Below are 10,108 nucleotides of genomic sequence, written 5' to 3' on the forward strand. Positions count from 1 at the left end.
TTCTATTGAATCAATTGAAGTGATTGGGAATATATATGATAACAAAGACTTATTAGATAATGAATATAACAAATAAAAATAAAAGAAATGGAGAGGGTTTATATGAGTAAGAATATTAAATGTCCGACATGTAAAGAAGAATCAACTATGCATTTATGGGATGAAAAAACAAAACAATTTTACGGTCAAAATGCTTTATCTATCACATTAGCAAGTGAAGTAGGTTGGAGTGAACACATTTGTCCAAAGTGTACATCAAAAGCATATAACAACGAGGTTATTTAAAAAGAGGTTCCTGAAAAAATCAGGTAACCTCTTTTTTATGTTTTTATTATAGATATGAATATCCTTTGTGAGAAACTTGTCGGTCATTTACGTCGCATTCCCAACGAGTATTAAATAAATCTTTATTTGGTACAGTGAAAAATCCTAAGTGCCATAACGAAATGAAACTTACATAAAATTGTTTCTTTTTTGAAGTATTGTCAACAAATGAAATAATATCTTCTGCTTCTGTTAATTTCCATTTCTGGAAGCACTCCAAGTATTCAATGATGAATCTGTCTTTTATATTGACCTTACTGATAAAAACATCGGAAATTTCTTTGTCTTTTTTAAATTGCTCCCAACAATTATTTATTCTGTTCATTAATTTTTCCAGTTCTTCGGGTCTATAATGTGATTCTGTTTTAAAATGATACTCACCTGTTTTTAGAATTATCTTTGCGTACATATTGAAACATCTCCTCTAATTAAATTGATAAAATCAATACCTGTTTTTTATAAATTCTATATATTATAGATAAAAATATTTTCTTTACTACTCAAAAATTTCACGTACCGTATTTATAAATGATAAATTAAAACAAAAATAAAAAAGGATAAACAACATTTGTGTAAATAGCAAGAAAAAAGACCTAAAATAGGTCTCTTATAACAATATTTTTTTAAGGATTTCTTCTTTTGATAAATCATTTTCAATTTGTAAATCAAATGCTTTTTTCAGTAAAATGCTGAATTCTTTACCAGGTTTTAATCCTGCATCAATTAAATCTTTTCCTGAAACAAGAGGGGATATAGTAGATTGTTCTCCAACTGTTTGTAATTTTTCTATTTTTTGATGGAACCATTCTTTTACTTCTGTGTAATCTTTCTTTTCTTCAGAAATACCTCTACCTTTATGGTCTGCTTCCCCGAACAACACAATGTCTTTGATGTTAGTAGCAACCATTAATTTTCGAACAGCCTTGTCTGAACCAAATGCAATTGAGTTTGGTCTCATATGATTTTCTACCATATTTAAAACTTTTTTAATCAATCGTTTGTCATTGGTAATTCTCTTCAAAAATTGCTTCGCAACAGGTACACCTTCTTCAGCATGTCCACGAGCTGTTATCTGTCCATCTTCCTGAATAACAGTTGTAATAGGTTTTCCCATGTCATGGGTAGGTCCCAACAACATAAATGCAAGAGGATTTGAAGATAGATGCTTTAAGCTTGCTAATTCATCAATTACCATCATTGTATGTGTCCATACATCACCTTCAGGGTGGAAGGTGGGATTTTGAGGGCATCCAATTAATGCATCTAATTCAGGAAACAACTTTTTAACGATAAGCATGTCTCTCATATATAAAAAGAAAATGGAAGGTTTTTCGCTTTTCATTAATGCTTTTAAAAACTCTTCAAAAATTCTTTCTCGTGGAAGAGAAAATCGAAATCCCTTACATAAATCAATTGTTTCTTCTGCAATTGTGAAATTGAACCTTGAAGCGAATTGACAAGCTCGAAATGCTCTTAATTCATCTTCAATAAATGTATTTTCATCAATGTGACGAATGATGCCTAACTGAATGTCAGAGACACCATTAAAGTGGTCAATTACTTCCTCAGTTAACACATCTACCATAATAGCATTCATTCTGAAATCTCTACGTTTAGAGGCTGTTAGCGTGTCCAAAAATGGGTCTACAACAACATCGAATCCTGTATGGCCATCATCTGTCTTTACCTCTTTACGAGGCATAGAGAAGTCGATATCCACTCCGTAGATTTTTAAAATTCCGAAGAAAGCACCGAACTCATCAACATATCCAAACTGAGATAAGATAGTGCGTAACGTTTCAGGTGTAATACCATAAATTTCAACATCAATATCTTTACTTTCCTTATTCATGAACATATCTCGAACATAACCACCAACGTAAAATGTTCGACCTCCATGATTTTTAATCTCTTGAGCAACTTGCAATAAAATTTGCTTTGTTTCATGTGTATTCATTATAAAAACACTCCTTGTATAATAGATTCCTTATGAAATACCTGTTCTTTCAAATCTACTTATTATAAGCAGTAGAACAGAAATATATATTTTTAATATAAAGATTTGCATATAATTCTTTAAAAAGTGAGGTGAGAATCATGGATATTGATGTTACAGTTAAAAAAAATTTAATTGTCGGGTTGTATGTAGAAGTTCAAACATCCACAGGTGAGATAGAACGTGGATACATAAAAGAAATCCTATCTCAATCCAATAATAAAAAAGGAATTAGAGTTAGGTTATTAAATGAAATAGAAGGTAGGGTACAATATGTATTTTCGAAGCATGAAATTAAAGCTGAAAACTTCAAGTTTTATAACCTATTCTTTTTTGAACCATGTATCTATTCCTTATGGGATAAAAGAACCAGAACATATTTGACAATTAACAGAAAAAACTCAGTCTATAAAAACTATGAAAATCTCGCATTCTTATTTACCACAAAAGAGAAAGCGAAAAAATTAATTACAGGAACAGAATTAGATACCCCAGATATTCAAATCAAAACTATCAATAGAAAGAAACCAATTGTTGAAGTTTTTAAAGATAAAGGAATTGATAAATTTACAATTGATGGTGAAAGAAAATTATCTTTCGAAAAAATGAAAGAATGGGAGAAATATTTCCGAGAACAATAGTTCATGTAGCACTCTTTTTGTAAAGGGTGCTATTTTTTGTAAAAAATATCAATTGTCAGAAACATTACACTAACATTACAAACTGTTAAGAGTCGTTTACATAACAATAATCACGTTGTTTTTAGTCAATAAAATTTATATCATAAACTATAGTAAATGACAATAATTTAAATTACATATATATAAATTAAAAGGAGATGATAGTTTATGAGAAAGAAAAGTAAAAAGGTTATTGCTTTAGCAACGTTAGCTACTGCATTATCATTTAATACATTACAGGTATTTGCGAGTCCTGAGATTGAAGAAGCAGAAACGAAAGTTCAAAAAATGGATAATGAGATTATCGAATCCATGACAAAGCTTGATAAGTTAACAAAAGACATTGAAAAGTCGGGGAAAAAAGTAGAAAAAGCACAAGAGGATATAGCGAAAACACAGGAAAGCTTTGAACGTACAAAAGGAATTTCTAAGAATAGATTAAGTGTAATTCAAGAAAAGAATGCTCCTAAATTCAGTTATATTAATGCTCTTGTTTCTTCTGAAGGAATTACAGACTTTATTAGCAAAGTATCTGCCATCAACACGATTGTAGAAGCTGATACAGATATGATGGGTTCTCTAAAAGAAAAAGAGATTGATTTAAAGGAGAAAAAAGAAGTTTTAGATAAAGAGACTGTTAAATTAAAAGAGAGTAAAGAGCAAGTAGAGACGGAAAAACAAAAGCTCGAAGAAAACAAAGCACAGGTAGTAGTGGAAATTCAAAAGTTAAAAGCTGAAGAAGTAGAACGAAATCGCCAAGCTCAGTTAGAAGCTCAAAAACCAGTGGAATCAGATGCTCAAAATCAATCACAAGAGCAAAATCAATTCCGTATTACAGTGCAACCGCCAGTGATTGCAGGAATTCAAAGCAACTCAACTGCACAAGCTACAACGCCTAATGCAGGTGCAGTAAAAACACCAGTATCTGTTACGGTGCCAACAGCTCCAACAGCTCCTGTATCTACAGATAAAGCTCAAAATGTAATTGCTGAAGCGAAAAAATTTCTTGGTCTTCCATATGTATGGGGAGGAACAACACCTTCTGGATTTGACTGCTCTGGATATATGCAATATATCTTTAAAAATGTTGCAGGGGTAAAATTACCAAGGGTTGCAAGAGAGCAACAAAATGCAGGTGTGCAAATTCCTGTAAGTGAAGTTCAGCCAGGAGATTTAATTTTCTGGGGAAAACCTGCACATCACGTAGCAATGTATATTGGTAATGGTCAATACATTCATGCACCACAAACAGGAGATGTAATTAAAATCTCTAAAATGAATCCAAGTGGTGTAACAAGTGCAACACGAGTATTAAATTAATACAGATACATAAGCTCTCAAGAAATGTTTCTTGGGAGTTTATGTTTGATAAAAGAAAGGGATGCTTACAATGAATAAACCGAAAAAAATTGAAGAAGAAGATAAAGTATTTATAAGAAAATTAGCAGACTTACATAGCTTAGTTGCGATTGGGGAAATGGAAGATTCAGAGTTTGATACTTATGTTATCGAAAACAAAGAACATTTTTACCATCCGATTTGTTTAGCGATTATTATGGAACGTATCAAAATATCAGTTCCATATTTTGATGAACATTATAAGATGTGTGAAATTGCATATGAACTAATACGGGAGTATTCAGATTGGGTTTACTCAAAGCTTCCTATTTTTACAACTATCAAATTGGGGGTTTTTGAAGAAACCTTTGAGAAATACAAACTCTCCTCAAATGAATAAGTAGGTAGATAATGGGCGAATGATATAATTTCGTCCTTTTTGCTTATATTCGACCAAATTGATTTATAAAACCTGCTACTAAAATCTAATATAAGGTATATCAAATAAAGGGGGTTATTCCATTGAAAAATCCAATGTTGAAAGATAAAGAAAAATTTCAGCAATCATCAATCAATGAAGAACATATGACAGTAGGGGGAACAGTAGCAAAAACATTTATCTATTTAATTCTGTTATTAGGAGCGAGTTTATACTCGTTTATGCAAATACAGAATGGTACCATGGGAATGAAAACATCTGTAGGGCTAATCATTGGTATTTTAATTGCCAGTTTTGTCATTTCATTGATAACAGCATCAGTTCCTAAAATAGCATGGTTAACAGCTCCTATTTATGCGACCTTAGAAGGGGTTTTAATCGGTTTTATCTCTACGATGATAGAACATAAATACCCAGGTATTGTTTTACAAGCTGTATTAGCAACTATTGCAGTTGTGATGGCTATGCTATTCCTGTACACAACTCGAATCATTAAAGTAAATGAAAAGTTTTTAAACGTAGTAAAGATTGCAACGTTATCTGTTTTGATTATCTATTTAGTAGATATTGCTCTTATGTTATGTGGTGTACCAATTCCATTCCTGCATGATAGCAGTCCATTAAGTATCGGTATCAGCTTACTAATTATCGGAATTGCATCTTTAAATCTTCTTGCAGATTTCTTCTTAATTGAGGAAGGTGTAAATGCAAAAGCTCCAAAATATATGGAGTCATACTTCGGATTTGCTTTATTGGTTTCAATTGTATGGTTATACCTTGAAATACTGAAATTCTTAGAAAAGATTAGAAAATAAGCTATCAACATTGATAGCTTATTTTTATTGTTTATGTGTATTTGAAATAGACGTAAATAAGGATAGTTTTTGATAGATACCCTTCATGTCTTTTGTGGTTAATACGGGAGATGAATCTTTTATGAGATTTCGGATTGTTTTTTCTATATCATCTACTTGTATTACCTTTACTTTTGTACTGGATGACAATTTAACTTTTACTGTTAACGTTTCTTTTCCAAAAACAATAAGAGGGGTTAATCCTTCATAAGGGAGAGATAAGTATTGTGACAAGAATCGAGTACATTGTTTATTTTTTGAAAGTGGGTTTGGAAATTGATGTTTGTTTTTTGCTGTAATCCATTGAACCCATTCTTTACTCTTGTCAGAGCCGTATACTTTCCCTTTTAAGGTTTGACATTCGATTGGGTATACACCACTTGAATGTATAAGAACGATGTCAATGTCATTTGTTTGCCCATCTTGATAAGGGATATGTACATTTGCTAATAACATACTATCAGGAAAAGATTTTTCTAACCTTCTAAAAATTTTCCACTTAGCTAATATGCTTTTATCTTGATTTATATTTTTGTAATGAAATCCTGTTATGTCTTTGTAGGTAGAATCATGATAATTCCATCTATTGAGTAGTAAGTATAATGTTACGGTTACAAATAAAAACGTCAGTACAAAAGAGCCAATAAAAAGAAATAATTCCATACGGCATCCTCCTTTCGGGAAAAGATATAGTTATTATAGATGATTTATAATATAAATATATGCTGAAATCAATTGTATTTCCATTGACAATAGTCAATAAAAGTTTTATGATAAATAGCAACAAATGAAAGGGTGGTGTTTCAATGTATACAAATCAAATGCACAAAGAATTAGCCTATTTAAGAGGATATTTAAAAGGGAAAAATTTCAACTACGCTATTATTTCATTGAACTTAGCAGAAAAGATGCATGAAGGACAAACGAGAAAAAGTGGAGAGCCTTACATTAGCCACCCTGTTCGCATAGCGAATGCAATTATCTCTTTAGGCATTCACGATGAAGAAGTTATTTCAGGAGCTTTGCTACACGATATTTTAGAGGATACAGAAGTTACCGTAGATATGTTATTGAATGTATATTGCTTACCTAAAAAAATTGTAGATATTATCATTCGATTAACAAAAACTACAATAGTAATGCAAGAAGAAATCCCAGAAATGACAACAGATGTGTATTATGAACAAATGAGAGTATGTTTTAAAACTTGTCTAATTAAAATTGCTGATAGATGTCACAACGTAAGTACGATGTATTTCTTCGAAAAAGCGAAAATCCAGCGATATATTAAAGAAACAGAAGAGTATGCATTGCCACTTTGTAGCTACGTAAGTGATATGTGTCCGAAATACGCAGATGCCATCTATACGATGAAGTATCAAATTGAAAGCATTTTAGAGACGATAAAAACACTTGTTTTTGAATGTAAAACAGAAATTGTCGCAAATTAATACAAAAAGAAATCCTTGTATAAAAACAAGGATTTTTTTATTGACTATAGTAAATGAAAAGTGTATGATTAGTTTATACCTTAAGAGGTAAAACAAGACGAGAAAACAACAGGTAATGGAAATGCGTTCAATTTGGTTGAACTATATCCTACACCTATACAAAACCAAAAAGCGAGGTGTTACTTTGCAACTTGACTTATTCGAAAATGAAATGGAACCCGATAAATTCCGTTATACAAATGCAATTTGGAATGAGTTAAGATTAAATACTTCTTGGAGTATTGGCTCTGTAGCATCTCTTATAGAAAAAGGTACTTTTCGAACAAAAGAAGAATGGAAAGAATTTTATTTTCATTCTGGAAATCAACGTTTAGAAAAATTAAAACAAATGGATTTAAGCGAGGAGTTAAAAAGAAAAGTTATCTTAATTCGACCTGACGGTAAAATTCCATATGCCGTAAAGCAATTGAATTATGAGTATGGAAGAACCAGAGGGAGTTTAGCCTTTAAGGGAGATGTTCTTTATAACGAAATCGTTAAAAGAGGGAATCCTTACGGGTTAACGAAGAGAGAATGCCAATATGCAGTGTTTTATCGAGTGATTGCTGAGAGTTGGAATGGCGTTGTTGTTAGAGAACGTAATACAATGGATGCACTGCAAACGGAGTTAAAGAAACAAGGTGTTATTGTATCTTGTAAAAAAACATCGGGTCGTATTGATTACAAATACGAAGTAGATTATGAGTTATTTAAAAATGATACATTATTATGTGGTATCCAAGTGAAACCACCAAGCTATTTACAAGACACTCCTTATTTACGAGAAACAAAAGAAGTAAATGAATATAAGAATAAGAAATACAAGCAAGACTATAAAGTAGATGTTTTTTATGTATATTCGAAGACAAATGGAGAAATTGTAAATGCTGAAGTCATAGAAGAAATCATTTCGCATATTTCGAAAACAGTATCTAATTAATTACGAAAACAAAATAATTTGTTTGTTATTCGAAAGAAAATACTCGGTTCCATAGAAGGAATGAAATAATCGTTACATTTATATAATAAAAAATACTGAATCAAATTTAAATGATTCGTTGAATACAAATAATATTATGAGGTGATTAGAAATGGAAAATAAAAATACAATTGTTTTATCTGCTGAGATGGATAAGGAGATTAAAGAAGTGAAAGCTTCTATGAAAGGAAAATCGACTGGCATTCCTCAAGTGGATGTATTAGTTGTAATGGCCGCTTTAGTAAGCCAGAAAAAACCACATACAACTGCCTGGTTAAACGAATCAAGTTATAATTTCAAAATTTTAACGGAAGCGTTAGTGAATGGGTATGAAGTAGAAGAAGAATTCACTGATACACCTATTGAAGAAGAGACCGAAATTGAAAAGGGTAAAGTAACGATTGAGATTGACTTTACTGGTGAAGGTGTTCAGATTCAATTCAACGGAAACCCGAATGATTATCAAAAGGCAATTCAAACGGTAGTTAAAAATGAGGAAATCCTTGAATTTATTGCACATCAAACTGTAGAGGGATTTGGTGTGGAAGAGGATATTGAGAAAGTTTGTTGCATGAGTGGTGGCTCTTGTCCGTTCGGTGGTGAGCAATTCTTTGCAAACCTGTTAGGTTTACACGAATTACACGAATTACCTGAAGAGATGAAAGAAACAGAAGAGTACAAAGCTTATTGTGAGGAAATGAAAGAAGTTCATGAAATCTTCAAGCTGTTTGGTCATCCTTTTGGTGAAATTGGTTTTGTAGATGCAGTTCCACAAGGTGTATTTGAAGGGATGATTCCATTTCTACATAAGATGTCTGATTCCTTCACTACACATGCGAATCCAGAAGATATTTTCTCTACTATCGAGCGTCTTGCTCAAACCTTTACGGGAAGTCAAATGGCTCCAGATGAAGATATCGAATTGGAACATGGAGATGTAATGGTACTTGAAATCAATGGTTATCAAGAAGATGTTCGATTTTTTGTTTTGAAAAATCAACAAACTGGTTACATTCAATTGATGTCAACAAAACCGAACCTTCCATTCCGTATCCCTAATACATTTACAGATTCGGATAAACTGTTTGCATTTTTAAATAATCATCCTAAAATTAAAGATTGGGATATTATTGGGAATGTAAATGATACAGAGCCACAAGTGGCATAACATTATACATACAATAGTAAAAAGCCTCTTATTACAAGAGGCTTTTTTATTTAGGCATAAAACATATGGATAGATGATTATAATAGACAGTTACATTTTTAGTAGGTGAGGTGTTTTGTATGAGAAAAATATTGAGAGTAATAGTCAATGTAATACTTTTAGTTGTGGTAATTGTCGTAGTGGCAGGTACGTGTGTTAGGCAGGTAAATCAAACAGAAAACAATCAGAAGGTAGAAATATTGGAAGAAGCAATTGATAAGCATCAGGTCTCAGATGAAATAAAAGAAGACGTAAAGGATGTATTAGATACGTTTAAAAAAGAAGAGTATCTATTAAGTGACAATTCAATAGGTATTTTAGAAGTTCCTAAGTTGAATTATAAAGCTTCTATTGGAGAAGGTACGGACTTTGATAAGGTGGACCAAGAGATTGGGCATATAAAGGATACTGCATTACCTGGGCAAAAGGGGGATGTTTTATTAGAAGGGTCTACGCATTTAAAATTCAAGAAATCCATTTTAGAACTAAGCTCATTAGAGAAAGAGGATAGTTTCATCATTAAGACGCTAAATGGTGAGTTTCGTTACGTGGTTCTGAACAAAAGGGTTGTTCCCAAAAAACAAGTTATTATGAAGGGTGAAGAAAACATGGATGAATCTATACTAACGATTTTGATAAAGGGTTATTCAGAAGAATATCTGGTGATTCAAGCAAAGTTGTTATAAGAAGAGATTGAGAAGGAAAATAGTTATGTTTTTATAGGTATGTAATTATAATGACAATGTGATTTGATATGAATTGAAGAAGGAAGAGGTGTGTGTCATGTTATTTAAAACAAAG

At 31.7% G+C, this 10,108-nt stretch carries 12 protein-coding genes; 9 read left to right on the forward strand and 3 right to left on the reverse strand.

Annotation, left to right across the window (positions count from 1 at the left end; all coding sequences use genetic code 11):
* The first annotated feature begins 102 nt into the window (after positions 1-102).
* Entirely contained in the window at positions 103-285 is a 183-nt protein-coding gene (locus MR160_RS31045) for a hypothetical protein (protein ID WP_242298991.1), read from the forward strand.
* 46 nt (positions 286-331) lie between these two features.
* On the opposite strand, the gene MR160_RS31050 is transcribed toward MR160_RS31045, so the two are convergent.
* Positions 332-733, reverse strand: coding sequence for a hypothetical protein (locus MR160_RS31050; RefSeq protein WP_242298992.1), 402 nt, complete (start codon positions 731-733; stop codon positions 332-334).
* Between the two features lie 198 nt (positions 734-931).
* Positions 932-2,281 (reverse strand): CCA tRNA nucleotidyltransferase, encoded by a 1,350-nt coding sequence (locus tag MR160_RS31055; RefSeq protein ID WP_242298993.1) that lies wholly within the window; start codon positions 2,279-2,281, stop codon positions 932-934.
* 140 nt (positions 2,282-2,421) lie between these two features.
* Between MR160_RS31055 and MR160_RS31060 the strand changes: the two genes are divergently transcribed.
* From MR160_RS31060 to MR160_RS31075, 4 genes are all read left to right on the forward strand, one after another.
* Positions 2,422-2,961 carry a DUF2196 domain-containing protein gene (locus MR160_RS31060; protein ID WP_242298994.1) on the forward strand — a complete coding sequence of 180 codons (540 nt, stop codon included), beginning with the start codon at positions 2,422-2,424 and terminating at the stop codon, positions 2,959-2,961.
* Positions 2,962-3,168: 207 nt separating this feature from the next.
* Positions 3,169-4,320: a C40 family peptidase gene (locus MR160_RS31065; RefSeq protein WP_242298995.1), complete on the forward strand. Its 1,152-nt coding sequence runs from the start codon at positions 3,169-3,171 to the stop codon at positions 4,318-4,320.
* A 70-nt stretch (positions 4,321-4,390) separates the two neighbouring features.
* The gene (locus tag MR160_RS31070) at positions 4,391-4,738 is read left to right on the forward strand and encodes a hypothetical protein (RefSeq protein ID WP_242298996.1); all 348 of its coding nucleotides are present in this window, start codon (positions 4,391-4,393) and stop codon (positions 4,736-4,738) included.
* 122 nt (positions 4,739-4,860) lie between these two features.
* A complete protein-coding gene (locus tag MR160_RS31075) occupies positions 4,861-5,592 on the forward strand; it encodes a Bax inhibitor-1/YccA family protein (protein WP_242298997.1) in 732 nt (243 codons plus the stop codon).
* Between the two features lie 24 nt (positions 5,593-5,616).
* Here MR160_RS31075 and MR160_RS31080 read toward each other — a convergent pair whose 3' ends face one another.
* The gene (locus MR160_RS31080; protein ID WP_242298998.1) at positions 5,617-6,294 is read right to left on the reverse strand and encodes a nuclease-related domain-containing protein; all 678 of its coding nucleotides are present in this window, start codon (positions 6,292-6,294) and stop codon (positions 5,617-5,619) included.
* A gap of 143 nt (positions 6,295-6,437) precedes the next feature.
* Between MR160_RS31080 and MR160_RS31085 the strand changes: the two genes are divergently transcribed.
* From MR160_RS31085 to MR160_RS31100, 4 genes are all read left to right on the forward strand, one after another.
* The gene (locus MR160_RS31085; protein WP_242298999.1) at positions 6,438-7,082 is read left to right on the forward strand and encodes an HD domain-containing protein; all 645 of its coding nucleotides are present in this window, start codon (positions 6,438-6,440) and stop codon (positions 7,080-7,082) included.
* Between the two features lie 184 nt (positions 7,083-7,266).
* Positions 7,267-8,061, forward strand: coding sequence for a hypothetical protein (locus MR160_RS31090; protein WP_242299000.1), 795 nt, complete (start codon positions 7,267-7,269; stop codon positions 8,059-8,061).
* A 151-nt stretch (positions 8,062-8,212) separates the two neighbouring features.
* Positions 8,213-9,268: a hypothetical protein gene (locus tag MR160_RS31095; RefSeq protein ID WP_242299001.1), complete on the forward strand. Its 1,056-nt coding sequence runs from the start codon at positions 8,213-8,215 to the stop codon at positions 9,266-9,268.
* Between the two features lie 131 nt (positions 9,269-9,399).
* Positions 9,400-9,993: a sortase gene (locus MR160_RS31100; RefSeq protein WP_242299002.1), complete on the forward strand. Its 594-nt coding sequence runs from the start codon at positions 9,400-9,402 to the stop codon at positions 9,991-9,993.
* The last annotated feature ends 115 nt before the right edge of the window (positions 9,994-10,108 follow it).

The organism is Bacillus cereus group sp. BfR-BA-01382, from assembly GCF_022663475.1.
GTDB lineage: Bacteria > Bacillota > Bacilli > Bacillales > Bacillaceae_G > Bacillus_A > Bacillus_A thuringiensis_S.